General features: G+C 47.9%; 23 protein-coding genes. 18 read left to right on the top strand and 5 right to left on the bottom strand.

What is annotated here, in order from left to right:
• Positions 1–119: 119 nt before the first annotated feature.
• The 4 genes from F556_RS0106855 (at position 120) to F556_RS38715 (ending at position 6,486) form a co-directional block, all read left to right on the top strand.
• The gene (locus F556_RS0106855) at positions 120–1,250 is read left to right on the top strand and encodes a response regulator (RefSeq protein ID WP_020616177.1); all 1,131 of its coding nucleotides are present in this window, start codon (positions 120–122) and stop codon (positions 1,248–1,250) included.
• Between the two features lie 389 nt (positions 1,251–1,639).
• The gene (locus F556_RS39170) at positions 1,640–3,664 is read left to right on the top strand and encodes an alpha-helical endospore appendage domain-containing protein (RefSeq protein ID WP_063824358.1); all 2,025 of its coding nucleotides are present in this window, start codon (positions 1,640–1,642) and stop codon (positions 3,662–3,664) included.
• Positions 3,665–3,744: 80 nt separating this feature from the next.
• The gene (locus F556_RS39045; RefSeq protein ID WP_051108688.1) at positions 3,745–5,778 is read left to right on the top strand and encodes an alpha-helical endospore appendage domain-containing protein; all 2,034 of its coding nucleotides are present in this window, start codon (positions 3,745–3,747) and stop codon (positions 5,776–5,778) included.
• A gap of 390 nt (positions 5,779–6,168) precedes the next feature.
• Positions 6,169–6,486: a cohesin domain-containing protein gene (locus F556_RS38715; protein ID WP_020616178.1), complete on the top strand. Its 318-nt coding sequence runs from the start codon at positions 6,169–6,171 to the stop codon at positions 6,484–6,486.
• A 378-nt stretch (positions 6,487–6,864) separates the two neighbouring features.
• Here F556_RS38715 and F556_RS0106880 read toward each other — a convergent pair whose 3' ends face one another.
• Positions 6,865–7,098 carry a helix-turn-helix domain-containing protein gene (locus tag F556_RS0106880; protein WP_026297147.1) on the bottom strand — a complete coding sequence of 78 codons (234 nt, stop codon included), beginning with the start codon at positions 7,096–7,098 and terminating at the stop codon, positions 6,865–6,867.
• A gap of 82 nt (positions 7,099–7,180) precedes the next feature.
• Between F556_RS0106880 and F556_RS0106885 the strand changes: the two genes are divergently transcribed.
• Positions 7,181–7,492: a hypothetical protein gene (locus tag F556_RS0106885; protein WP_020616180.1), complete on the top strand. Its 312-nt coding sequence runs from the start codon at positions 7,181–7,183 to the stop codon at positions 7,490–7,492.
• A gap of 87 nt (positions 7,493–7,579) precedes the next feature.
• Here the strand turns inward: F556_RS0106885 and F556_RS0106890 are convergent, their stop codons facing one another.
• Positions 7,580–8,218 (bottom strand): DNA alkylation repair protein, encoded by a 639-nt coding sequence (locus F556_RS0106890; RefSeq protein ID WP_020616181.1) that lies wholly within the window; start codon positions 8,216–8,218, stop codon positions 7,580–7,582.
• A 197-nt stretch (positions 8,219–8,415) separates the two neighbouring features.
• On the opposite strand from F556_RS0106890, the gene F556_RS0106895 reads away from it, so the two are divergent.
• A complete protein-coding gene (locus F556_RS0106895; protein WP_020616182.1) occupies positions 8,416–9,042 on the top strand; it encodes an FMN-dependent NADH-azoreductase in 627 nt (208 codons plus the stop codon).
• A 100-nt stretch (positions 9,043–9,142) separates the two neighbouring features.
• On the opposite strand, the gene F556_RS0106900 is transcribed toward F556_RS0106895, so the two are convergent.
• Positions 9,143–9,487 carry a winged helix-turn-helix transcriptional regulator gene (locus F556_RS0106900; protein ID WP_020616183.1) on the bottom strand — a complete coding sequence of 115 codons (345 nt, stop codon included), beginning with the start codon at positions 9,485–9,487 and terminating at the stop codon, positions 9,143–9,145.
• Positions 9,488–9,735: 248 nt separating this feature from the next.
• Here F556_RS0106900 and F556_RS0106905 point away from each other — a divergent pair, with 248 nt between their 5' ends.
• The 12 genes from F556_RS0106905 (at position 9,736) to F556_RS0106960 (ending at position 24,266) form a co-directional block, all read left to right on the top strand.
• Positions 9,736–10,665, top strand: coding sequence for a tyrosine-type recombinase/integrase (locus tag F556_RS0106905; RefSeq protein ID WP_020616184.1), 930 nt, complete (start codon positions 9,736–9,738; stop codon positions 10,663–10,665).
• Positions 10,662–11,063 carry a hypothetical protein gene (locus F556_RS0106910; protein WP_157272667.1) on the top strand — a complete coding sequence of 134 codons (402 nt, stop codon included), beginning with the start codon at positions 10,662–10,664 and terminating at the stop codon, positions 11,061–11,063. Before F556_RS0106905 ends, F556_RS0106910 begins: the two co-directional genes overlap by 4 nt.
• Before the next feature lie 208 nt (positions 11,064–11,271).
• Entirely contained in the window at positions 11,272–13,578 is a 2,307-nt protein-coding gene (locus F556_RS0106915) for a helix-turn-helix domain-containing protein (RefSeq protein ID WP_020616186.1), read from the top strand.
• A 297-nt stretch (positions 13,579–13,875) separates the two neighbouring features.
• Positions 13,876–14,736: an ABC transporter permease gene (locus F556_RS0106920; RefSeq protein ID WP_051108694.1), complete on the top strand. Its 861-nt coding sequence runs from the start codon at positions 13,876–13,878 to the stop codon at positions 14,734–14,736.
• Positions 14,737–14,748: 12 nt separating this feature from the next.
• Entirely contained in the window at positions 14,749–15,618 is an 870-nt protein-coding gene (locus tag F556_RS0106925) for a carbohydrate ABC transporter permease (RefSeq protein ID WP_020616188.1), read from the top strand.
• A 56-nt stretch (positions 15,619–15,674) separates the two neighbouring features.
• Positions 15,675–17,288 carry an extracellular solute-binding protein gene (locus F556_RS0106930; protein ID WP_020616189.1) on the top strand — a complete coding sequence of 538 codons (1,614 nt, stop codon included), beginning with the start codon at positions 15,675–15,677 and terminating at the stop codon, positions 17,286–17,288.
• A 24-nt stretch (positions 17,289–17,312) separates the two neighbouring features.
• The gene (locus tag F556_RS0106935; RefSeq protein ID WP_020616190.1) at positions 17,313–17,687 is read left to right on the top strand and encodes a Rieske (2Fe-2S) protein; all 375 of its coding nucleotides are present in this window, start codon (positions 17,313–17,315) and stop codon (positions 17,685–17,687) included.
• A 23-nt stretch (positions 17,688–17,710) separates the two neighbouring features.
• Complete coding sequence (locus F556_RS0106940; protein WP_020616191.1) at positions 17,711–18,829, top strand: amidohydrolase family protein; 1,119 nt, start codon at positions 17,711–17,713, stop codon at positions 18,827–18,829.
• A 26-nt stretch (positions 18,830–18,855) separates the two neighbouring features.
• On the top strand, positions 18,856–20,511 hold the full coding sequence (locus tag F556_RS0106945) for a right-handed parallel beta-helix repeat-containing protein (RefSeq protein ID WP_020616192.1): 1,656 nt from the start codon (positions 18,856–18,858) through the stop codon (positions 20,509–20,511).
• A gap of 20 nt (positions 20,512–20,531) precedes the next feature.
• A complete protein-coding gene (locus F556_RS33420; RefSeq protein ID WP_020616193.1) occupies positions 20,532–22,451 on the top strand; it encodes a heparinase II/III domain-containing protein in 1,920 nt (639 codons plus the stop codon).
• A gap of 148 nt (positions 22,452–22,599) precedes the next feature.
• A complete protein-coding gene (locus tag F556_RS0106955) occupies positions 22,600–23,493 on the top strand; it encodes an ABC transporter ATP-binding protein (RefSeq protein WP_020616194.1) in 894 nt (297 codons plus the stop codon).
• Positions 23,490–24,266, top strand: coding sequence for an ABC transporter permease (locus F556_RS0106960; protein WP_020616195.1), 777 nt, complete (start codon positions 23,490–23,492; stop codon positions 24,264–24,266). Before F556_RS0106955 ends, F556_RS0106960 begins: the two co-directional genes overlap by 4 nt.
• Here the strand turns inward: F556_RS0106960 and F556_RS0106965 are convergent, their stop codons facing one another.
• Positions 24,267–24,875 carry a response regulator transcription factor gene (locus F556_RS0106965; protein WP_020616196.1) on the bottom strand — a complete coding sequence of 203 codons (609 nt, stop codon included), beginning with the start codon at positions 24,873–24,875 and terminating at the stop codon, positions 24,267–24,269.
• Positions 24,872–26,665, bottom strand: coding sequence for a sensor histidine kinase (locus F556_RS0106970; protein WP_020616197.1), 1,794 nt, complete (start codon positions 26,663–26,665; stop codon positions 24,872–24,874). Before F556_RS0106970 ends, F556_RS0106965 begins: the two co-directional genes overlap by 4 nt.
• Between the last annotated feature and the right edge of the window lie 210 nt (positions 26,666–26,875).

The raw sequence follows: 26,875 nt of genomic DNA on the forward strand, positions 1-26,875 counted from the left end.
ATTACTCATGTAAAAAAAATTTCATTGCCTCGAATTTAAGTTCTATCACAGAATCAATAGTGGTAAGATACGGTACATAACTGGATTAGCCCAATATAATGCAACTATGGAGTGGTCATATGCGTGCAATTCTGGTGGATGATGAACTACTCGCGCTTGAGCGGCTTCAACATTTATTGAGAAACATAGATAAATGCCAGGTGATTGGTGTCCATACGAATTCCCGGCTAGCTCTTAAACAAATCAAAGATGAGCAGCCCGACGTGGTCTTCCTGGACATTCACATGCCAGGACTGAATGGCATTGAAGCGGCCGCACAGATTCGAAGCGTCGCCAGTTCGACAGATGTCATTTTTACAACGGCTCATCATGATTATGCTCTGGCAGCTTACGAACTTGAAGTTCTGGATTATATTGTGAAGCCAGTGACCCGAGAGCGACTACATAAGGCACTGCGCTTGCTAAAAAGAAGGCGGCTTAGCCCATCGGGAGAAGATATTGATGAAGTTTTAATAACTGTGCATTGTTTGGGTGATCTGACGATAAGCCACAACACAGAGGAGAAGCCGCTACGGATTAAATTTCGTACCGCTAAGATCAAAGAGTTGTTCGCCTACCTCCTGCACAATCGCGGGAAATCAGTCAACCGCGATGGTTTGTTGGACATGCTGTGGCCGGAACTTGACGAGCGAAGAGCAATCGCCAATTTGTATACCAGCATTAATCGGTTGCGTACCCAATTAAATGATTTGCTCGGCGAGCAAATCATTACCATCCATTACGCAATGTACAATTATGTATTGGATATGGGCCTTGTATCACTGGACACAGAGAGGTGGGAGAACCAATGGAATGGGCTGGCCCCCCTTGATTCCGAGACGGTGGAAGATCATAAGCAAATTGTCGACAAGTATACGGGGAAATATTTTGCAGAACAAGATTACAGCTGGTGTGAATCTGAAAGACAACGTTTGCATATTATGTGGCGCAGTACCGCGTCGGCGCTTGCTCAGTGGTACATTCAATTCAATTACCACCAAGAAGCACTAGCCGTGTATCGACGGATACAAGAGTTTGAGCCGTGGCTGGAGGACATTGCGCTTGCGCTTATGCAACTGTATGACCATTTGAATCTTCCTCAAGAAGTAGAAGCCCAATACACGAATCTTGTCTCCTTATTGTCTGCGGAAACGGGGGGGAGGCCTGGATTCGAAATCGAACGCTGGTATGAAGAATGGGCCGCTAAGTAATCAATAGACTAAAGCGATTAAATAACGGGTGAGATGGCAAGCCTTACAAGGTGGTTGTGTTTGCTTGCGCCAACAAGGTTCTCCATTACATTAAAACCATAGTAATGTGATTTGTGGTTTTCGCAATCAATCCTAGCAATGCCATTTTTATAGTTCGAAATCAAACAAAACGCATGCCCTTCGACATCGGTTGAAGGGCATGCGTTTTGTTTGATGGAGTTTAGCGATTACAGGAGTAATCCATGGGCTTCTCTTTTTGTCTTGCCATACAAATTAAGCGTACCAAAAATCATTGTTACAGAAAACAAAATGAAAATTAGGCCTTTACAAGTTACACTATCAAGCACAAGAAAATAGAATAATGTATCTTCGTGTGAGGAGGCAATAACATGTCATTTCCGAATCTTCCCAATATTACACCTTCCATCGCGTTATCCAGAGACGATGTAGTCAACTTGCTTTTTTCATCGATTGCTATGGAAGAACTAGGTTTAGCCCACATTATTAACGCAGAGGGCGAGAAAATCCAGTACGCACTCGGTACCTTGCCAGGGTTAAGCGGTCCGCCTGCAACTCTGGATCAAATTATGCAGGTCAATCAAAGCGTACAGTCTATGCTGGATACCGTCTTCCGTCAGGAGCTCATGTTGGATTCCAAGCTGAAGACGGCAAGCACTATTCCGACCGTAGTGGGCCCGACTGGAGTAACCGGTGCAACTGGGGCACCCGGCGGTGTGTTCAGTGTTAATGGCGAGACCGGGGACGTTGTCCTCAATGCTGATAATGGCGTCTTTCCTATTTCTGATGATTCGCCTCAGGATAGTCTATTGTCTGATTTTGTCGAACCAGGTGTCTACAGCTCGGCGACCTCTACTGGTGAAGGACCACCGGATGGTCCTGATGATGTGACTCATCCAGCCGTCTGGACGGTGTATGTAAGTCGAGTTGGAAACTATGTCCAGCAGTTGTACATCTCGAACCCTGCTCTTTATTATCGGAGCAGTCAGGATGGCGGTCAAACCTATCCGGGTGGATGGATTCCAATTGGTCAGCAAGGACCAACTGGAGCGACGGGGGTAGGGGTTACTGGTGCGCCAGGATTCACAGGGCCTACAGGCATCACAGGCGTCACGGGTATGACTGGACTCACCGGATTGACGGGGTTGACCGGTCTTACGGGAGCTACGGGGCTGACAGGCCTTACAGGTCTTACTGGTGTAACCGGCCTTACGGGTGCTACTGGTCTCACGGGTGCCACAGGCCTAACGGGTGTCACTGGTTTGACAGGCATGACTGGTCTGACTGGGGTAACGGGGCTGACCGGGGTAACCGGCCTGACCGGGGCAACCGGCCTTACGGGAGCGACAGGCCTGACCGGCGCCACCGGCCTTACGGGAGCGACAGGTCTGACAGGAGAAACAGGTGCCACAGGCCTAACGGGTGTCACTGGGTTGACAGGCCTAACTGGCCTGACCGGCGCAACGGGCCTGACGGGATTAACAGGTGCAACAGGTATGACAGGCTTGACCGGCGCGACAGGATACACGGGAGCGACAGGCCTGACCGGAGTAACCGGCTTACCCGGAATTGATGGTCCGACGGGTGCTACTGGTCTGACTGGGGCGACGGGATTGACAGGGGCGACGGGATTGACGGGAGCAACAGGTCTGACTGGCGCAACCGGACTCACGGGCGCTACCGGCGCAACCGGACTCACAGGAGCTACCGGCGCTACGGGTATGACCGGTATAACTGGAGCAACAGGTATGACAGGGATGACTGGCCTGACAGGTGCTACCGGATATACAGGTCTCACAGGTATGACAGGCGTCACGGGGCTTACTGGTCTGATGGGACTCACGGGTGTAACTGGTCTGACTGGGGTAACCGGCCTCACGGGCGCAACGGGTCTGACAGGTGCGACAGGTATGACAGGCGCAACGGGTCTCACAGGCATCGGCGGTAACACGGGGGCGACGGGCACCTGGCCTAATCTTGTGGCGGTTAATACCGATGCTTCGGTTCAAGTACCCGGTGGTGGCGGAATTGTTCCCCTTCCAACTGTCATTGTTGATAACGGCGGACCAGATATTCAGCATGTTTCATCGACGGAAATCACTTTATTGACTGGAACCTATTTTATATCTTGGTTTGTTCAAGCATCTTTAGCCACTAACGGTCCTTTGGCATTTGAGGTCAGAAAAGGTAATGTGACCGATACAATTAAAGGTAGCAGAACGGTAGTTACGACCCTTCCAGCCGGTAATAACTCGTTGGGAATCAATGTGTTGGTTGATGTTACGGGGGCAAGTGACACCATAAGTCTTAACAATGATGGCGCCGCTCAAGTTACTTTAATTACTACAGATTCCAGTCTGGCAGCTCAATTAACCATAATAAAAGTGTCGGATTAAGCATTACATTTTAAGAAATGGAGCGGGGGTGTAGGTAATGGTCAACCTGCACCTCCTAATCTTTTAAAGGAGGAAAAAACATGTCGAATCCAAATCTTCCTAACATTACACCCACAATCTCATTGACTCGGGATGAAGTGTTAAACCTGCTCTTTTCATCTATTGCGATGGAAGAGTTAGGATTGGCCCATATTATTAATGCTGAGGGCGAGAAAATCCAATATGCGCTTGGGACCTTGTCGGGATTAAGCGGACCGCCGGCAACATTGGAACAACTGTTGCGAGTCAACGATAGCGCGGAGTCTATGCTGAGTACCGTCTTCCGGCAAGAGATGATGTTGGACTCCAAGCTAAAAACGGCGAATAACATGCCTTCCTTGGCGGGTCCAATCGGCGCAACCGGTGCCACTGGCGAACCAAGCGGCGTTGAGAGTGTAAATGGGCTGACTGGTAATGTCGTTCTGGGAGCAGACGAAGGAGTCTTCCCTGTCTCTATTGAAGAACCGCAAAATCGTCCCTTATTCACATTAAATGAGCCAGGGGTGTATAGCTCCGGAAGCTCACAAGGTGAAGGCCCACCTGATGGCCCCCTAGTTGATCATCCTGCTGTATGGACAGTGTACGTGTCGAGAGTTGGGGAATACGTGCAGCAGCTATATATATCCAACCCATCACTCTATTACCGCAGTAGTCAGGATGGGGGACAAACCTATCCGGGTGGATGGATTCCTATTGAAGAGCAAGGTCCAACCGGACCAACGGGGGTAGGGCTACCAGGACAAACTGGACAGACAGGCTCCACCGGTGCGACGGGCGTTAATGGCGCGACAGGTCTTACTGGTCTGATGGGTGCTTACGGATCCATGGGACAGACTGGCGCTACAGGACTGACTGGCGCTACAGGACTGACTGGCGAATCCGGTTCGAGGGGATTGACGGGTTTAACAGGGGTTACAGGTCTAACGGGCATATTGGGAAGTTCCGGTCAGACGGGAGCGACGGGTAACACGGGAATGACAGGTCTTACTGGTCTCTCTGGTCCCACAGGTCTCACTGGATCAACAGGTCTTACAGGCGCTACAGGATCCACAGGTTTAACTGGTCTAACAGGAGTTTCAGGTCAGACTGGCCTCACGGGGCTCACCGGTGGCACAGGCCAGACGGGTGCTACAGGGCTCAGTGGTGCTAATGGTCTTACCGGCCTCACCGGTATGACTGGTGCTACAGGGCTTACCGGCCTCACCGGTATGACTGGCGCAACCGGCCTCACCGGAACTGATGGTTCAACAGGGGAGACGGGAATGACGGGCTTGACGGGTTTGACCGGCTTAACTGGCGTTACCGGATTGACGGGGACCACAGGGAAGATGGGTCTCACCGGATTGACAGGTGCTCCTGGTCTAACAGGGCTTACCGGAGCAACTGGACTTACAGGCGTGAGTAGCAATGGAAGCACCGGCTTCACGGGTATGACCGGCTTAACTGGAGCAACCGGTATGACCGGCATGACTGGCTTCACGGGTATGACCGGCCTCACTGGAGTAACTGGCTTGACCGGATTGACGGGTCTGACGGGTGCAACTGGCCTCACCGGAGCAACTGGCTTGACCGGCTACACGGGGCTCACAGGGGCTACCGGCATGACGGGTCCAATTGGAGCTACAGGTGCAAAAAGACCAACCCCTAACCTTACTGTAGCTAACACCTCAAGTTCTGTAACAGTAAACTCAGGAAATTCAGTCTTATTAAATAACATAATTGTAGATCATGGGGGAACCGATATTGTTCTGCAATCTACTCAACCTACTAATACAGCAGTTCGCTTAACGATTGGCACGTATTTGGTTTCGTGGTACGTTCACACGAGTACAAACACAACGCCTACTTTGTCTTTTGAATTGAGAGTAAACAATGTTCCCGACTCTATTGCAGGCGGAAGAGCTATAAGGATACCTTTCGGAAACACAGTGAATCAGCTGGGGATCAATGTACTTCTCAAAATAGAGAATGACGGAGATACCATTAATTTAGTAAATAACGGTGTTAATGTAAACATAGTTACAATCAATAGTCGTTTGTCTGCTCAGCTTACCATTATAAAACTTTCAGACTAATACCTCCCTTGAACTCACCAGACCCCGCTGGTAAACCTCAGAATGTTGAGAGTGGTCATGACAGCGGGGTATTTGTCTGAGGAACCGGAACACCTTCAAATCGGCAGGGAGCTTAATTCCCTAACCACTTGAAGGTGTTTTACTGGTATTATAAAATCTGAATTAGAAATCCAGGATGATCTGATTGAGAATAAAAAATGACGCTTTTCTCAACTAATCGATCGACAACTTTATTATAAATCGGAAATTTCGCGGCTATGATGAGCATTAAGTGAATGAATTCCTGGATATGATTATTGTGGATTATCGAATATTCGAACGACTCTCGCCTAACCGAACCAAGGCCGGCCGATTATTTTGCGGGACAAGTGCGCATGAAGCCTTTATTCGATGCGCCGGAGCCTGTTCGCTTACAAGAACATTTTTGACTGGATGTTCGCGCAATCCAGACACACAGCGACTAGCTCAGCCACACTGTCTGTTCCAGCAGTTGTGCAGTTTGGGGATACCTTCGATGTGACCTACGGACTTGAAAGCCTCAAACAGGGAGTGTATGCACAGGACATCACAATCAAATACGATGCGGCTAAGCTAGAGCTTGTGGGTCAGCCCGTATCGTTGGTCAAGCTCACCCTCAAGGCAAAGAATACAGCTGGTATTGCGGATAACGCAGTAACACTTGTCATACTTGCGGATGGCGAGGATTAGAGGCAGAAGTGGATGGAAATACCCGCGCCGTTGAAATTCGCAATCCTGTTGTACCAGGTGATTTCAACGATGACAACAGAGTTAGCGTTGGTGACCTGGCACTCGTTGCGAAAGCTTATGGCAAAACATTGAATAGTCCGGATTGGAACGCGTGAAGAAGTACGAAATCAATAATGATGGAACGATCGACATTGGCGACCTTTCCGCATTGGCTCGTCTTATTCTGACTAACTAATAAAATTAAAAATCAAGCCCCGCAGTGGGATATACAAGTGAACAGGTACACGGACGGAAAACGGAAGGCTGCGGCCTTCCGTTTTCTCATGGTCTTATTTAGTAAGTTGCCTTGTTAGCATGTGCTGAATTACTTATTGCTGTTCAAGAGCGCTTTTGAGCACGGGGAGGGTAAGGGGCTTTTTGATCCGCGCGGCCAAGTAAGTAGTCAATACTCGTTTGATGGAAATCGGCTAATCCGATTAAAAGCGCTGTAGGAATATCCAACTTCCCTCGTTCGTAATCGCTGTAGATTCTCTGTTTGATGTTTAGATATTCGCACAGTTTTTCTTGTGATAAGTCTTTATCTTCACGCATGTTCCTTATTCGTTCATAAATCACAGCTACTCACCTCAAGATGAGTATAGTTCAGCGGGTAATCCACATTTACTTTCAGTGTGTTATACACTAGAATTTCAAAATGGCAGCTCTAACAGTCCTTTATCTGAAACGAAAACGGTTAGGACTTAACTATGAAGAAACGCTTGTTTTGGCGGATGAAATGTTGCGGGTCGTTTTAGATTATCAGCGTATCGAAGAGGAGGTCATACTGGAAGACGATAAATCATTAGTGAACAAGGGCGGGCGTAGAGCGCTAGGTCAATTATCAGTGCAGCAATTGTTGGACATTTTGGAGTCAGCTCAGCAAGTGAACGTAGACCAACCTTTTCTGGATGAGTTGTTCAAGGAACTAAGACGTAAGCTGACTCAACAGAAATATAGCAACTATTAGAATGCAAAATAAGAAAGCGATTAAAAGGAATATTTGAGTATGCTTGAGAAAGTATTAGAAAACAAATGGATCACTTAACAAGTGTAATTACTTGTTTTTTCGTTTGTTAACTTCAATCGTAATAAACTCGGGTAAATAGTCGGGCGTACATCCTTTGGATACCATTTGACCTCTGTAAAGACCTGTTTTCTCACCAAGATTAATACAACGGGCACGATAACTCTCATCATAAACGCCGATCCAGCCGGCAGTGAAATTCATCGCCCATTGAACTTCCGGTTCTTCCGTCGTAATATTAGCCTCCATATTAGATAATAAGTCTTCGGTGTTATCAGGCGGCGTTTGCCCCGTCCATCTGAGTCGGGCTTGATAATACCAGAATACGCGCCTTTGAAGAGCAGAGGGGCTACTTTCCCATGATTCCATCATGGCAATGGTCTTCTTGTCTTTAGAGAGCTGATTAGCCATTAACCAATCCATTAGGTAATTTCGCTCATCAAACGGGTGCGTCTGCATATCCTGATCCAGCTTATTGAGCACTTCCTGTGAGAGAAGTTTCTTATCCATAATCAAGATAGCTAATAGTCTGGGTAGATACTCTTTGGTTGACCAAAGCTCCATAGCAAGTTTATGGTCTTTTTTGATGTCCTTTGCGATCTTTCGCAAGTCGCCTAGTTTGGTGTTACTATTGATCTGAGCTAGAATGTTTTCTTTACCTTCACTCATGTTTACAACCCCTTACTATAGCTTTTTTTATAGTGTACCATTTGGGAAGCGAGAACCACGCCAGTCGTGATTTTTTCTTGGGTACTTTCATGTAACCAGGGTACAAATTAGTGCCTTCTTCTCAAAAAAAGCTTTTGCATGCATACTTATACTGTGGTTAATTAAGCACAGATAATGAATGTGGAGGCTGAAGAAATATGGCAAATGTACTTTTTATCAGAGCGAATGATCGTCCAAGCGAACAAGCAATTAGCGTTCAAATGTATGACGCCTTTTTAAGCACCTATCGCGCGGCTAATCCGCAAGATCTTATAACGGAGGTGGATCTCTTTGATGTCGATCTCCCTTACTTCGGCAACAAGGCTTTAACCGGAATTTACATGTTGAATCAAGGAATGGAACCTGCCCCGGATGTTAAGAAAATCGCTGAAATCGCCAATTTTTATCTCGAACAATTTCTCGCAGCCGATAAAATCGTGTTTGCCTTTCCCATGTGGAATTTTACCGTTCCAGCACCGATGATTACTTACCTCTCTTATCTCTCACAGGCTGGGAAGACCTTTCAATATACAGCGGAGGGGCCGATTGGTCTGGCCGCTGACAAGAAAGTGGTGCTCTTGAACGCTCGTGGCGGCGATTACTCCAATGAATATATGATGCCTATGGAGATGGCTGTAAAATTAGTCCAAGCCTCGATCGGGCTATGGGGAATTACTGCACCAGAGATTGTCGTAATCGAAGGTCATGCACAATACCCTGACAAGAAAGAAATCATCATTGAATCGGGGTTGCAGGCGACGCGAGAGCTTGCTTCCAGCTTTTGATACAAAGTTTGGCTCTCTAGACCCTAAAAAGACCGTAGATACGGCCTTTTAGGGTCTAGAACTTTTAGTAAGACTAATGAACAATAATTCCATCTTGCGTCTAAGTCACGCTCTGACGTTTCTCACGCATCCGATGATTATGCTTGGTGCCCCAATCAGACATCATGTGTAGCAGGGGAGCCATGGTTTCTCCATATTCGGAGAGAGAATATTCAACTTTGGGCGGGACCGTCGGATGGACCACCCGCTTCACAATATCTTCTTCCTCCAGTTCCCTCAGATGGGAGGTCAGCATTTTCTTCGAGATATCGGGGATTTGATTCTTTAGCTCGCTGAAGCGCTTAGTGCCTTCAAACAGCAAGATCAGCAAGATCGTACATTTCCACTTGCCAACGAACATATCAGCGACCGAATGGACTCTGCATTCATCATATTTGGACTGCATTCATTCTCACCTCATCGCCACTCTGTCCTGTTTTGCACACTTGTAGATACGGGGATATTATAGCACATCCTTCCAACACAGATCAGACATTCTGGCCCAAAATAATCGAGCAACTTTCTCCTGAATTAGGAGGTCGAAATGACAGGAACAAAAGTGCTATAATGAAGACGATTTAATAGCGCCAAACATAGATTTTGCGCTGTTTCCTCTCAAATCGATTAAATGATAGGTTGTGGGATGAGATTACGATGAACATGAATCAAAAGCATGAAGTAGAAGAGAAATATAACCAGCATATTCATGCCTTTTCACTTTGGATGAAGCAGGCAGGCTTTACGGATGCCACCCAACGAGAATATATGCGTGAAGTTTACACCTATCTCTATTCGTTGAGTGGTGAAGTCCCGGAGAACACCGGGAAAATCAATGTGATAAACTTTCTTGTCAGTAAGCAAAATTTAGCTAGTAATGGCACACGAAACCGCTCGCTTTCAGCAATCAGGTCATTTTACATCGCGCTCATTGATTTCGAAATGGCTACCAGGAACCCAGCGATGGAAGTGAAGAAATCAAAAACCGAAAAGAATAAGAAGCCTGTCTACCTTGAAGAAGAAGAGATGGTGGAAAGTCTCAAGTATATCGACGGTCGTTATCGAAATCGAAATACAGCGATATTTCTTCTGATGGGATACTGCGGGTTAAGGGTTGGAGAGGTCAACCGGCTAGATCTTAATGACTTCCATAGAGAAAAGGGCATCATAACTGTCTTCGGAAAAGGGCGTAAATGGAACGAGATCCCTCTCCCTAAGGTTCTTGTTGATATTCTGAGTAAAATAGCAGAGGAAAGGATTGAACCGTACAAGAAGAAAGAGAATGCATTTTTTGTTTCTCAAAAGGGACGACGACTCTCCGTACGTCAGATCCAGACCATAGTCAATCAAACGTTTACTGCTTTAAAAGAAGAAAATCCAAGAGTATCCAATATGAAATTATCCTGCCATAAGCTACGACATTCTTTTGCGACTATGCTTCTGAAGAAGGGAATCGATGTTCGTGTTGTAAAGGAGCTCTTGGGACACTCATCCATCGAAACCACAATGATTTATACACATGTTAATGACGAGCAGAAGAAAAATGCGATGGCAGCGGTTAACATACCCATATCCGCAAATATATGACAATCGAGTTGATAGGAGATTGCTTCTTCTCCAATCGGATGAATGGACAGGCCTTGGCTCGTAGAAAGAACAGAGTGGTTATCATTCACCGGAAGGGCAGCACCGATACGAATATGGAAGCACAGCAGTGGCAGTTCTCTGGGAATGCCAAAGAGCTTGTCAGCGTGGCGATTTCCGATGAAGTTCCGACGCCTCACTATCCGGAGAGGTTAGGCCGACGGTACGAGCTGTTGCCCGATCTTGTGAAGCCGATGTATAAGGGGGACAATGATGGGATGTTGTCGGTGCCTTACTTTATCCGTCAGAACCGACAATCGCTTTCAGAGTTCTCCACACAAGAAGCAGACCTCCGCGGCGCTGCTTCTTGTTTTTTGCACACGAAACTATTTCAGTCCTAACTGCGCCTATCCCCGGTTTCAAGGCATATAGCAGTAGAAGAGACTTTCGGAAAAAAACGCGACTTTACAAGCTCGCACGGAGTGTTTATATTGAAAGGAAAATTCAGGGTCTGAACAGTAGATGGCAGACGGTCGGAGGATGTCTTTCAGAGGCAGGCTTCTCGACAAGTCAGAACCAATACGGGCGCTGCTGCGAGGGAGAGGGATTATGCGATCGTTTAACGGCAAACTGTTCAGACAATATTTCTCCGTTTTTTTTCTATCTGTTATCATCCCCACAATGGTTGCGAGTATATTGACCCATTCCTATGTAGTAGGCCTGATCGAAAATCAGCTCGAACAATCGAACGACAAAGTAATCACGAACTTTTCAGAATCGAACGACGCCCTTTTTTCATCCTTGCAAGCGGACATGATCAATTTTCTTCGCAATTCCAATTTGCAAGAGTTTTTAAGTGTCATCGATGAAGGGGCTCATGCAAGAAAACGCAGCGAATTAGCATACTCTCTTATTAATCAGATTCGAATGTTGGAGTCGGAGGGGATCGTCACCAACGCTTTTCTGGTTTTTATAGATCATGATATGGTTTTAGACAAAAATACGTATACGACCAAAGACTACTATTTCGATTGGTTGTACGTTGTAAGCGAGGAAGACAAGAAACGTTTATTGGGCGGGCTGTCAGGAAGCAAGGTCATGGATTTCACGCAGCCCTATTCAGTGAAACAACCGATAACTACCTATGACATGAATGATCTGAATGGAACCAACATCTCTACAGTCATGAGCTACCCATTCAACACGGTAACTCCGGAAGTATATCTGTTCCTTAGTCTGGACCGGAGCCGATTATCTGACCATCTCCGTGTTCAGGAGGACTGGAATACAGCGATGGCTATTATCGACGATTCGGGAAATATCATTAGTAAGAACGGGGAATTGGCGTCAGAGCCCGGCCTATTGGCCGAGCAATTGGAAATGAAAATGGAAGATACGATGATCCAACTTACAACATCCGAGAGGCTATCGTTCACACAATCGCAATTCAACCCGTCCTGGTACTATGTTAGTGCGGTAGACTGGCAGTTGTTGATGAAGCCGGCCCGTTTAATCCAAACGTTCAGCCTGTGGTTCCTTGTTTTCTTCTTCATTGTGGGTGGCTTAGCCTCCTATTTATTAAGCAGAAAGATCTATACCCCGATTATGGAGATCAAGGCAGGCTTGGCACCACATAGCCGAGCTTTCGTCAATCAAGAACATGGGGGAAATGATTTTGAAGTCATCAAGCAATTTTCCGGCTATTTGAAAACGGAAAACAAGGAGCTGACCCAATTGGTCGGCATGATGCTTCCAGTCGTACAAGAAAATTTTGTATCCAAATTATTATTGGGCGAATTTCGGGATAGTCTTTCCATTGAAATGTATGCAAAAGAAATTCAGTTGCCGTTTGAGCGGAATATGACTTTTGTCGTGTTTTGTATTGACTTGAGCTATTACGCGCGTCATGCGAGTCCGATCTCGGAAAGTACGAAGTCTTTTATGGTGGCGGAGTTGAAGGAAAACATACGAAAGGAACTGGAAGAAATCGTGTGGTTTTGTTCTCCACAATCGGATATGATTGCGTGCGTGTTAATCGGGCACAGCTTCAATGATGACGAAGTACAAAGAACAGCGAGGAACATGAGGCAGGCGCTTAAGGCCTACGCTTCATTTTATAATGCCGCTATCGGTGTGGGGACGGTTGTAGAGAAGGTCGAGCATCTAGCATTATCTTATAATCATGCGAAGGTGATGCTGAAGCAAAAAAGCCTGTTTTCAGATATCAAGATTTGCAGTGAAAAGCATGCATCCGATGATCGCATGGCGTGGGAGCGCTTTTTGTCACATGAAGAGATAAATCAGATGATCAATTTTTACAAGTCTAGAAATTATGATCGGTTGCTGGAAACCGCGCTTGATCTGTTGGATGAAGGGATCGGGCTGAATGCACCAGAATCTCTGGTGAAGAATTTGTGCTATGACATCTTGAATACGTGGATTAGGGCGTTGGAGTCCGGACAGAAGGATTCGGGACTATCCTATTATTCAAGCTTGTTTGAGCGAGTGGAACGGTGTGTCACTTGGGATGAACTAAAGGATTGTCTACGCGACATCCATCATACGTTGTTTCAATCTACAAAAACGCACGAGCTCCAGGAACAATTTGATGACGTGCTGAAGTATATTGACAATCACTACGGGGATGATCTTTCGATCGAACATTTTTCCCAGCAGATGGGGATGTCGGCGGGGCATTTCAGCCGGATGTTCAAGGAGGTTGTTGGTGAAAAGTACGTTGAATATATTACGAGATACCGGATGGAGAAGGCAAAACAATTGCTGCTTGAAACGGATCTTATAATTGACGACATTGCTTGCAGAATCGGTTATTTTGGACGAAATTCTTTTACTCGCGTGTTTCGGAAATATGAGGGTGTTACCCCTGGGATCTATCGCACTTCACAAAAGAAGTAATTGGTTTTCATTTGAGACTCTTTATTTTCAGGGAGTCTCTTTTTGTGTCGGCAGAGCGGTTTTTTGGCGGAGATTATGAAGGTGTCGGTTATGTGACGTCATAAAAAAAGTGCTGCTTTACAGAAGATCCAGTGAAGGGATAAGGTGAAAATTGTACAACACAAGAAAGTAGGGAGTGAGGCGATGAATCATAATGTTCCTGCAGGATCTGGATACGAGCTGCCAACACGCGCCAAGAAAAACGGATTTCGTTCATTTGCTTCCACACTGAAAAAACACAAGATTTTATATCTGTTAATGCTTCCGGGCATCTTGTACTATTTAATCTTTCGCTATGCCCCGATGTACGGCCTGATCATTGCGTTTCAGGACTATTCACTTGGAAGGGGAATTTTCGGCAGCAAATTTGTCGGACTAAAGCATTTCATCGAATTCTTCTATTACACTCCGAACGCTTGGCAGCTCATTCGTAATACCGTAATGATCAATGTGTATGAGCTGCTGTTTCAATTTCCGGCCCCCATATTGTTGGCTGTATTGTTTAACGAATTGAAAAATGTACTGTTCAAACGTTTCGTGCAAAGTATAAGTTACTTGCCCCACTTCTTGTCAACCGTAATCATTGCAGGGATCGTAGTCAACTTCCTGTCACCCTCGACGGGGATTATTAATCACCTGCTGTCGCAGTGGTTTGGTATGAAGCCTATTATGTTCTTAGGTGAAGCTGAATGGTTCAGAACGATATATGTCGGGTCAGGCGTGTGGCAATCCATTGGCTGGGGAACGATTTTATATTTGGCAGCGATTGCAGGGATCGATCCTACGTTATACGAAGCAGCCAAAATCGACGGAGCCAATCGATTCCAGCAGGCTCGCCATATCACCTTCATTGGTATGGTGCCCGTTATGATTATCTTGTTGATTCTTAATCTGGGGAGCTTTATGGAGGTGGGTTTCCAGAAAATATTGCTGCTTTACAATCCGTTAACCTATGAGACTGCAGATGTGATTCAAACGTTTGTTTACCGAAGAGGGGTCTTGAGCGCGGACTTCAGCTTTGCCACTGCGGTTGGATTATTCCAATCAGTGTTCGGATTTATTCTAATCGTGATCGCTAATCGACTAGCACGAAAATATTCAGAAACGAGTTTGTGGTGAGGAGGATAGCCGATGAAGGGTGAAATGTCTATAGGCTCTAGACTCTTTGATATCTGCAATGTGTTGCTGATGCTTGTATTAATCGCCCTCATGATGTATCCGCTGGTGTATGTTTTTTCGGCATCTATAAGCAGCAATGCGGCGGTGTCCAGCGGTCAGGTGGTCTTATGGCCCAAGTCCATAACGTGGGCAGCCTATGAGAAATTATTCAAAAATCCGAATTTGTGGATCAGTTACTGGAATACCATCCGCTATACAGTAGTTCAGACTGTACTGACCCTGTTGGCCACCTCAGCGATGGCCTACCCGCTGGCCAAGCATTGGCTGCCCGGCCGCAGATTGATTCTGCTCATGGCGGGGTTTACGATGCTATTCAACGGGGGATTGATTCCTACCTTCCTGGTCGTCAATCAACTGGGTATGATCAATACAATGTGGGCCATTGTTATTCCCACGCTAATTAATACCTGGTATTTATTTATTATGCGCACCTTTTTTGCCGCCTTGCCGGAGGAGGTCGAGGAAGCAGCTATCATTGATGGATGCAGCTCCTTCCAGGTCTTGACCCGCATTGTCTTACCCTTGTCGCTTCCGGTGATGGTGACTATTGGTTTGTTCACAGCGGTCAATCAGTGGAATTCTTTCTTCGACGCTTTAATTTATCTGAATGACCGACAGCTTTATCCCTTGCAAATTATGCTGCGAAGCATCATTATCGCGGATGCGAGTCTGGAAGGCGCGCAAAGCGAATTCGATACCACCGTACTTGTTACGCAAAAATACGCCTTGACGATCATTGCCATTTTACCGATTCTTTTCGTGTATCCATTTCTTCAAAAGTATTTTGTGCAAGGCACAATGATTGGCGGCGTCAAAGGATAGTAGTGATTCCATAGGAATCTGCAACTATAGAAGAACGATTAATGGGAGGTTAGTAGATGAGAAGAAAAAACAAGCTAATAGGATTCGTACCTGTGCTGTCCGTCATGGTCCTGCTCGTTGGTCTTATGGCCGCTTGCAGTGACAAAAATGAAGGAGCGGGGAGCTCGTCGAACGATTCATCTAATGGGGAAACACGTAGCGATTCATCCAAGATTGCGCCGGAAGGCATTACGTTTAGCTGGTTTGTGACCGACCGCTCCAATACCGAGGGCCCGCCGCGCGAAGACTGGAAGCCGCTCACGGAGATCGCAGAGAAAACGGGCGTCCGGGTTAAGTTTGAATCGGCTCCTCCGGAAGGCGCCAGCGAAAAGCGTCAGATTATGATGGCCACCAATTCGGTTACAGACATATTCAACACAGGGGGCATGGACTTTAGAGCCCATGGTCCGGATGGTGTATTCCTTAATCTAAATGACTATATGGATATTGCACCTAATCTGAAGAAATTTTACGAGGAGTATCCCGAGGCGAAAGCGCTTGCCACCGCTGCGGATGGAGGCTTGTACTTCATGCCGAAGCTGACCAGTTATCCGGGCCAGGGCGGAGTTAACTATATGTGGTTTGCGCGGCAAGACATAATGGAAGAGCATCAGTTACAGCCGCCGACCAATACAGAGGAGCTGTATACATTATTAAAGGAACTCAAAGCGCTTTATCCTGACTCATACCCGCTGACCTTTATTTCGACCCACGGCCCATCGGGGTTATATACCGTCATGGCTCGAGCCTTTACGGGAATTGAAGGCATTATGGGCATGGATCCCGCTCAGAATAAATACGTTTTTGCTCCAGATCAGGAGGGATATCTGGAAGCGATTGATTACATGAAAAAGTTGTATGATGAGGGACTGTTGGACCCCGAATTTGCACTGTTGACCTCTGCGCAATGGTATGAGCGTCTCGAGACCGGACAATCGTTGGTGTCTTACTACTGGAAGAGAACGATGAAGGCACTCAATGATGCGGGCAAAGAGATCGTCGGCGAGCGGTACAATATCAATGCGATTCCGCCTATCGCAGCTAACGGTATTGAGAATTACCAATTTGGAAGATCTGTCATTGATGACAATGGTCTAGGAATCTCGGCAAAGGTCAAAGACAAAGAGAAAGCGGTACGGTTTCTGGATTATCTGTATAGTGAGGAAGGCATCAACTACCTGAATCTGGGCATTGAGGGAGAGACCTATACGTTCGATGAGGAGGGCACACCCAGATATCTGGATTCGTTCTTCCCCGATCCAATTGCTCCGCTTCGCACGGATTACGGCGTCGGATATGATGGTCTGGCCAATCACTTTGCGCTGTTGTACGTTGCCTGGGAATCGGGCCTAAGCGAGTTGGAGCTGGCGAATGAAGAGATGTATAAGGCTCATGGCAAAAATCCCCCGAAGCGGTTTGTCAAAACGGAGGAAGAGCTCGAACTGGAGAAATCCAGATCCGGCAATCTGGAACAGTATCTTCAAGGGGAAATCACCAAGTTCATCATGGGGGATAAACCTCTTAATGTTGAGACCTACGGACAAATGCTGGAACAGGCCAAAAAACTTGGTGCGGATCAATTGGTTGACATGTACAATACGGCCTATGCACGGACCTATGGTGACAACTGAAATCAATAGGGAGGAACGGTCATCATGACGAAGGGCTATGTTGTAGGGAAAGTAGCCGACATTCCTGCCGGTTCCAAAAAGCTGGTTGAAGCTGGCGGAAGGACGATCGGAGTGTTTAATGTAAATGGTGTATTTTACGCTTTGCGAAACGTTTGTCCCCATCAAGGTGCCGAATTATGTAAGGGACTGATCAAACCTTATGTCGTGTCTTCGGGTCCGGGACACTTTGAATACGAACGGGAAGGCGAGATCATACGCTGTCCGTGGCACCAGTGGGAATTTGACATCAAATCCGGCTGTATGATTATTGATCCGGCTACACGAACGAAGTCCTATGAAGTCACCGTTGAAACCTTTGGCGTTTCCGTCGAAGAGGGAGATATTGTCGTGCATGTATAGAAGAAGTGAGGAGCGTGAATCTGATGGAGGAAAGCGAACCGGCGGTAAAAAATAAAAAACGCCTAAAAAAAACGATCATTGATTGCGATATTCACAATGAAACGCCGATGAACGAGGTGAAGGAGTACCTGCCCCGTTTTTACCGTGACATGGTGGATTCGTTTGGTGCCCGAAATGTGTCATCGATTTATTTAAATGGGACACCCAGTGGACGATTAATAGAAGGCGAAAGTAGGCCGAGAAGCGCTTCACCCAGAACGACCAAAGATATCGTCAATCATTATCGTTCCAAGCTGCTGGATCCATTTCATCTGGAATACGGGATTCTGACCGCATCCGATTACTCGACCCATACGCTTCCGGATATTGACTTTGCTGCTGCGATTGCTTCAGCCAAAAATGATTATATTGCGGAACGTTGGCTGGCCGAAGACTCCAGGCTAAAGGGCTCCGTGTTCATTCCAAAGCAGGACCCGGCGCTGTCGGCCAAAGAAATCAACCGTGTTGGCTCTCATCCGGATGTGGTTCAAGTGATCGTGTCCAGCGGAGCGGAGAAGCCGTACGGTCATCGTTTTTACTATCCCATCTATGAAGCGTGCGTGAAGCATAATCTGCCGTTCACGATCCATGTCAGCATGGAGGGGCTGGGCATGAACCCCGCCCCGACAGGGGCCGGTTACGTGACCTACTATGCGGAGTACAGGGCTGCGAGGCCCCAGGTGATGGCAGCCCATTTGGCCAGTTTTATCTATGAAGGCGTCTTTGAAAGGTTCCCGGACTTAAGGGTTGTACTGCAGGAATCCGGTGTCATGTGGATCGCTCCGGCACTTTGGAAGATGGATCAGGACTGGAAAGGGCTGCGGCACCAAACACCCTGGGTCAAAAAACCGCCAAGTGAATATTTTCGACAGAACGTCAGGGTAACGTCGCAACCGCTGGAAATCCCGCCGGATCGGGAATTGTTTGACAAGCTGCTCACCTCGATCCATGCTAACGAATGTTTGTTGTATTGCAGCGATTACCCGCACTGGGATTTCGATTCTCCTGCGAAAGCGTTTCCGAAACTGGAAGACGGTTTATGGGAACGAGTTTTTTACCAAAATGCGGCGGACCTGTACGGCCTTCCGCAAAGAAAAGGGTAACATCATTCTATTGAAGGAGTGAGTGTATGGTTAAGCTCAAAGCGAGCTTGGTTGCAGGCGTGTTGGCCGTTGGAATTGCAGTTGGGATTGCAGGGCCAGCACCAGCGCCTGTGAGGGCAGCCACCCTTGATGTCACCGATTTTGGGGCCAATGGACAGGACACGCTCGACGATACCCAGGCAATTCAGGATGCGCTGGACGGGGCCGCGCCAGGAGATACCGTGTTCATACCCGACGGAAGCTACAGCATATCGGACACGTTAAGACCAACTGTATCGGGCATCACAATCCAAGGTGAAAGCCAGGCGGGAACGGTTATCGCCTACCACGGGACGACGTCCAAAGCACTGATTCATTTGTCTGCTCTAGAAGATATAACCATAAATCATCTGACGTTGGAGGGGGAGCATAGCGCGTTAATTAGCGATGGCATTAGAGCCGAACACGGCAGCGGTCATCAAATTAACGATGTCACTATTCAGAACATAGGCTCCAATACGGCATTCGGTCCGCATGCGATCTATTTTACGAATTCACCCGGAGCCAAGATCACAAACAATACGATAAGCAATATTGGCGTGGGAGATATGTGGGGAGCCGGGATGCGCATCGCTTTTGGTTCAGATGAAGCGTTGATTGAAGGCAATACCATCGCGGACACGGGCCGCGGCGGCATCTTCGCGAATAACGGCTGCTCGGATCTGATCATACGCGATAATAAGATCACCGGCTCGGGACTTCATTCATACGGATTATCGATCGAGCTGCACACCGATTGTGACCGTGCATTGGTGGAGGACAATGATGTCGACCACTGGATCAGCCTTGTCAGGTCCGACACCGTGGCGGTTCGCCGCAATACCGTAAGTGCCAATGACGGATCGGTGAAGGGATATGGCCTGGAGATCATGTCAAGCAATGCTGTTGTTACGGAGAATCTGGTAGACGGCGGGCAGCGAATCGGAATCTCCGTGTCTGAATATTCGAACGGGCGTTATCAGTACTTTGGCCATAATACGATTCAAAATATGATTCAGTGGGGCGTGCAGCTTCAAGGAGGGTTAAATCCGATCAGCCATATGTATTTCTATAAAAATACGTTCAAGGGCACACAGTACAACCATCCGGATGCGCTCTATCCTGCACACTCGGGTCACGGCTTCCGCATTCACGGGGGAACGAGCTACACAACCTTGGATAGCAATGAGATTATCGGTAATGAGAAGTTGGGTCTGGAGATCACGGGCGGTGCCGGGGTGGACCAGCTCAGCGTAGTGAACAACCACATCAGCAATAACGGAAGCGCGTCGATCAATCAGTACCCTGCCACTGCCCTGGACCTGGAGTGGGCGGGGAATATCGTCACAGGCAATGTAACCGATACGCAGCTGACCTCAAGAGGGTTTTCCAATCAGAAGCCGACGGCGAACTTTACGTATACACTCCATGCTGAGGTCGGCGAGGCCGTCCAATTTACGAATACTTCTGTAGATTCGGACGGTACGATTGACCATGTGCTGTGGGACTTTGGGGACGGGCTGCCATCGACTCAGTTAAACCCAAGTTATACGTATAACGAGGCTGGGGTGTACACGGTAGCACTGCTAGTGTGGGATGAAGAAGGAAGAGCCGATCTGCAGGAACAACAAGTGCTCGTAAGCACCGCGGCGGGCGGTTCGTGATGGATAGGGGGAGCTAGGCTATGCTTGCAGAGCAATTTGAAGAGCACCTGTGGCAGCACCTTCCATCAGTGGAGACGATTCAAATCTATCCAAGCATCGATGATAGACAGGCATGGGAGGCACTGCCGGAACAGGTCAGGAACGTTTGGTTGAGCCAAGGAGAGGAATATTTGGGATACACTTGGCCTGTACTTCCGGCAACATTATTCATGGAGTTCCTACGGAATGGTAATCGAACCCGATACGAGAATATAAGTTTCGACCGGCGAAAAGCGCTCACGGCATTGGTGATGGCGGAATGCTTGGAAAGCCAGGGCCGCTTTCTGGACGATATTGTGAACGGAATATGGAGCATGTGTGAGGAGACTTCCTGGGTTATTCCGGCTCATAACACGATGCAGCCAGTGGGGCTGACAGAACGGCATCCGCACCTTGCTACCGCATCATTACCGGATAAAGAAAGGCCGGTGATCGACTTGTTCGCGGCCGAGACCGGGGCCCTACTGGCCTGGACGATTCATCTGCTTCAATCTCGCCTGGATGCAGTGTCACCCCTATTAATCAGCAGAATAAATCAAGAAGTTAGAGAGCGATTAATTAAGCCGTTTCTTGAACATGACAGTTATTCCTGGATGGGTTTTTGCGATTCACCCATTAAGTTGAACAATTGGAATCCATGGATTAATTCCAACCTGTTGGCGATTTTCCTACTGATGGAGCCGGATGAGGAGCTGCGACACGGAGCGATTGTCAAGATCCTCCGAAGTTTGGATCGCTTTATCGACGCTTACCCAGAAGATGGCGGCTGCGATGAAGGTCCGGCGAATTGGGGCCGAGCAGGAGGTTCGTTGTTCGATGCCTTGGAATTACTGGCACTGGCAAGTGGCAGACAAATTTCACTCTATGATGACACCAAAATTCAGGCCATGGGCAGCTATATTCAAAAGATGCATATTGACGGAGCGTATTTTGTAAACTTCGCGGATTCGCCAGCTGTTGTTTCGTTATTGCCTTGCAGGGTGTATCGCTACGGGACACGGATAGACGATATCGCCATGCAAGCAATGGCGTCGAACTATTTCCACCAGAGCAACGATAAAGAATTGACCTTCTCGCGAACACCTATGCATGTGCTGTTGAATCTGTTCATGTACAGCGAATTAATGCAGGCGGACACCAAGCCGATCAAACAGCTTCATTGCTGGATGCCTGATACCGAAATTATGTGTGCACGAGAGCGGGAGGAAGGATCAGGCGGGATCTTCCTTGCTGCCAAGGGAGGCCACAACGGGGAAAGCCATAATCATAACGACGTCGGCAGCTTCATGGTATATGCGGACGGAGAGCCGGTGTTGATCGATATAGGCGTGGAAGAGTATTCGGCAGCCACATTTGGTCCGGACCGGTATACCATTTGGACCATGCAATCGGGATACCACAACCTGCCTTCGGTCAATGGCCATTCACAGCAACCGGGCCAGTCCTCGCGGGCAACAGCCACGACTTGTCTGGAGCAGGGGAGGGTCTCTATATTATCGCTGGAGCTAGCCCAGGCGTATGCTCAGGAAGCCGGAATTCGGAGCTGGCGCAGAACATGCAGTCTTATTCGGGAGTCATCCGGTCGGAGCCGCGTTGTCATTGTGGAGGAGGCAGAGTTCCAAGCGGGTAGTAACCGGATTGAGCTGCATTTCATGACCCTCCTCCGACCAGAACAAAGGGAAGGAGAAGTAATTCTTGGTTCTTTTGCCCTGCAATTTGGTGAAAAGCCTTATAAAATAATTATAGAAACCCTTCCCATTAACGATAGGAAGCTGGCCAAAGCATGGGGACAGCAGTTGTATCGCATAACAGCACGATTTGAAACCGTTCACTCGCACACTTTTAAACTTTCTGTAACCTTAAGCAAAATAGAGAAGTGCAGAGCACAATTTACTCCTTGAATGTTGTACCACCATAATCAAAAGAACCAGCGCACGTCCGCGCTGGTTCTTTGTGATGAGAAAAACCCAAGATTGCACAAATTACTCATGCCTCGGCCATCCCGATCGTTTAGAATAGCATTGTAGACAGACAAAGGAGTGGATTTACATGCTGCTTGAACTAAAAGAAGTGTCGGTTCGTTACCGGGGTGCAGAGCGAAATGCGGTGGATCGGGTATCTTTCTCTGTGGAAGAGAACCAGATCGTGTCCATCGTCGGTCATAATGGGGCCGGCAAAAGCACGTTGATCCAGGCGATCATGCAGGACATCCATTATGCGGGCCAGATTACATACGGCTTTCCTGAAAAGGAACTCTACAAATGGATTCGCGTCCAGACACAAACCTCCACATTTGAGAAGAAAGCCAAAGTCAAAGACATGGTGCAGCTGTACATCCAATTAACAGACAGCCGCGAGACGGTAGAAGCGCTGCTGGAAAGCGTGCAGATGCAGGATTTTAAGCATGCATATCTGGAGAAACTATCGGGCGGCGAGAAACAGAAGATTGCTGTCCTGCTGGCTACGATCGGCAGTCCGAAACTGATTATCCTCGACGAGCTGACCACCGGCCTCGACGTCGTATCGCGGCGTATGATCTGGGACCTGCTGAACAAGATCCGCAGGGATAAAGGCATCAGCATCCTGCTCACTAGCCATTTCCTGGACGAAGTAGAATATTTGTCAGATGACGTGATCATCCTTGAGCGCGGCGCCGTGAAACAGCACGGGACGGTGGGGGAGCTGGTGGAGCATGCATTCGACCGTTCGAAGCTGGCAACCAGTCTGACCGACAGCAGCTTCCGGTACGCTGATCTAAGGTACAAATATACGAAGCACAAGAATAAGCTCATGATCGAATACCGGGTAGAGCAGGAAAGAGACGTATTCGACAATCTGCAGGCTTGCGGCGGGTATGATATCCGGCTCCAGCAGCGGACATTCGAAGAAGCCTTTCTGAAACTGATTGGCTATCAGCTGGATGAGAAAGGAGAAACCAAATGAAGACATCACTCAGCTTAACCAAATACCATCTCAAGCTGCTGTTCCGGGATCTGCCGTCTGTCCTTATGGCTTTTCTGATGCCTATCGGTTTCTACGTCCTGTTTGGATATATGCTGCAGGATGCCAATGTCAACAACAATTCGCTGACCGATCTGCTCATCCCGCTGTATATCATTATTATCATCGGTAATGCGGTCTTTAATGTGTTCGGCGTCCTCTATGTGAACGCCAAAGAGAGCGGTAATCTGCAGAAGTTCAAGTTCCTAGGCGTCAGCGAACTACGCTTTTCCTTCACGCTCTTCGTTGCAACGCTGGTGTTTCAACTGGTCGTCATCATTTCTTTCATTCTCTTTACCTACTTTTTTGACGGCAGCGTGTTCCCTCAAGATAAGCTGCTGCCAATCCTTGCGACGCTGTGCGTTATTCTGGTCTTCCATTTTGCTGCCGTCTTTTTCCTCGTTTCTCTGCTAAAGAAGTCGACGGCCTACAACCCGATCGCATTAACCTTATTTATGTACCAAATGTTTCTTGGCGGTCTTACCTTTCCGCTTCAAATGTTCCCGGAGTTCTTGCAGAAGGCCATTTATTACATCAATCCCATCATCTACGGTCGCGATGCGTTGTTAACCGCATGGACAGGTGACAGCTCGATTGGTCATGTCCTTAGAGACAATATGATCCTGCTCAGCTTCTCGGTTGGCTTGGTAGTGGCAGGCATGATCCTTAACCGGATCTTACTATCCCAAAAAACAGCCGTAGTCTTCACCCGCTAATCAGCGGTTATTGGCAAGCTTTATGATGCCAAGCTCAATTCCTTTTACGATCGCCGCAACGGTGGAGTGCACCATCAGCTTGTCGTTGACCGACATCAAGTGGTTATTCACCGTTCGTCGGCTGATCAAAAGCCTGTCCGCGATCGCTTGCTGCGTGTCGCCGTTGCTAGCAAATTGCAGAATTTCCTTTTCCCGCGGCGTCAACTCTTCTAGCAGCTCCTCTTCATCCTCCTTGCTCGGCATGAATACCTCACCGCCCGCATGGATCTGCCGGATATGATCGATGAGATGCTCCACGGACATGTTTTTATCGAGAAACCCCTTCGCGCCCATCCGCTTTGCTTCCCGGTGATATTCCTGCAGATTATAACCGGACAGGAACGCCACCTTTGTATCCGGAGCATGAGCCAGCACCTCCCTGCACACATCCAATCCGCTGTAAGCGCCCATGTGAATGTCCATCAAGATGATGTCCGGCTGCTCCTTCTCGATAATTCCCATGATGTTTTCAGGCATTTGTACATATTTGAACGCTTCAACAAGCTGGCCCATGACAATTTCCAGGCTCTTGGCGAACAACTGATGATCGTCAAATAATAGAATCTTCATGACGTTCTCCTTGGTAAAGTTAATAGGAACTGTTTGCCGAGCGCATCTTGCATCATGTCGAAGGTTCCTCCCAGCGACTGGGCTTGATGCTTCAGGCTGGACAGGCCGAGGTGTCTAATTTTGACCTCCAGATCCTCTGCCTGGATCAGTTTGCCGTCATCCCGAAAGTCGAGCACTAGATCCTCCCCTTCATGGAGGGAGATCCAAAGGTTCTCTGCTTCTCCGTACTTGCATGTATTGGTTAGCAACTCCTGAATGGCTCTGTAGAACAAGTAGGCCGCTTCTTCGTCAAGCTTGCCGGCGATCCCCTGCTTGATGTGAGGGGTTGGAATGTATCCGTACCGCTCGCGCATATCATCGATGAGGATATGAATGTTGCGCTCGAACGAAAGATCCTTGAGTGTCGACGGGTAAATGTCGTGCATCTGCGAACGAATGGATGTATTGAGCCCACCCAGCGTCTCGACGGCCAGCTCCTTGAGCGCTGTCTGTTCGGTGGGCAAGGCGGTGACGATGTTCTTGACGGCGATGATGTTCTGCAGCACGTTGTCGTGCAGATAATAGGTCACTTCTTTGCGAAATTTCAGCTCCTTGCTAAAGTCTGAGGCGGCCTCGGCCTTGGCGATGTGCAGCTTGCGGATCTCCTGCCACTGATCCAGCTTGCGGCCAAGATACCCGGCAAGAGCATAGTAGGTGTAATATTGCGCCGGGGCGTAAGGCATATGGGTGTTGGTTTCGTGGATAGTCAAGCATACCGAACCACCGGTATCGATTCCTTTCCCTACCGGCATCACAAGCTGACGAAAGTAGCCGCTGGCGAACATCTCCCGTTCTTTGTAACAGATGCGGATGCCGTCATTTGGCACCAGCTCTGCCCATTTCGAGTCGAACCCGGACCAGGAGAGGTCCGTATTGTAGTCTGCTAGCGCGTCCTCGTATTTCTCCGTAAACCAGGTGTCGAGCCGCTCGTGCAGCAGCGCTGTCCGGGTGACCAGTTGGTTGCGTATGTAAAGACATATCAAGATCACGATTCCCCCGAGGATCAGGCCAATTATATTGTACAGCGCAAAGAGATTCTCGCCATAGGTGTTCAGTTGATAACTGGCCAGAGCATAACCGTAAAGGAGGATGACGACATAAGCAAACAAGATGGTGGAGGCCTGAAAGCAGCGGTAAAGATGATTTTGGATATCCTCCCATAGCAGGACTGCCACATATAGGGCGAAGCTGACGGGCAGAGAGAAGATCATATTCTCCTGATACGGGAGAAAGACCTTCGATGAGAGGGTCAAAATGGACAACATGTGTAGTAAAGTGACGATGCCAACGCTCCATTTGTGATAACGAGATATAGAAGACAAATGCAGGACCGTTATCGTCATATAGACGGTGAATACCCCGAACAGCATCACGGGATAGGCCAAGATAGCCGCTGCCAAACCGAATAAGGCTATAGCATAATAGGCCTTCTTGATGGATGGACGGAATGATGCTCTGGCAGTGAAATAGACGGATGCGAAGGTAAAGAGCAGCCCCGCCCCTAGAAATAATAGCAACGGCCCCTCAAAGAACAAAAACGCCAACAAGGCAAGATGGATGGGGAGTACATGCTCCCGTTTAGGCTTGTTTGAAAAAAACAGGTACGCAGCCAGCAGCAAGTTTCCTACCACGTACACAAAAAAATAAGACGCTTGCGGCTCGATGATGTGATAAAGATAGAAGCTGGACACTCCAAGCACGGCTGCAAAAACGAACAGGATGGCTTTGTACCTATTGGATGTTAAGAGCATAATCGAAGTCTCCTGTTCCTACTTGGTATAGCTTGCGTTCTATCACTATACCTGAGTGATTTCAAGCAGGCAACGATTTATCTTCTGATTTTCATCTCGCCATTAGGCCGTGCCCCTCCAGGATCGCCTCCATACAGATCGGTCGTTAGTCCGCTGTTGTTTGAATACAATTTTAGTTACAATAGAACAAGAAATTTCCAATAGACACGC

It is taken from the genome of Paenibacillus daejeonensis DSM 15491 (assembly GCF_000378385.1).
GTDB lineage: Bacteria > Bacillota > Bacilli > Paenibacillales > Paenibacillaceae > Paenibacillus_D > Paenibacillus_D daejeonensis.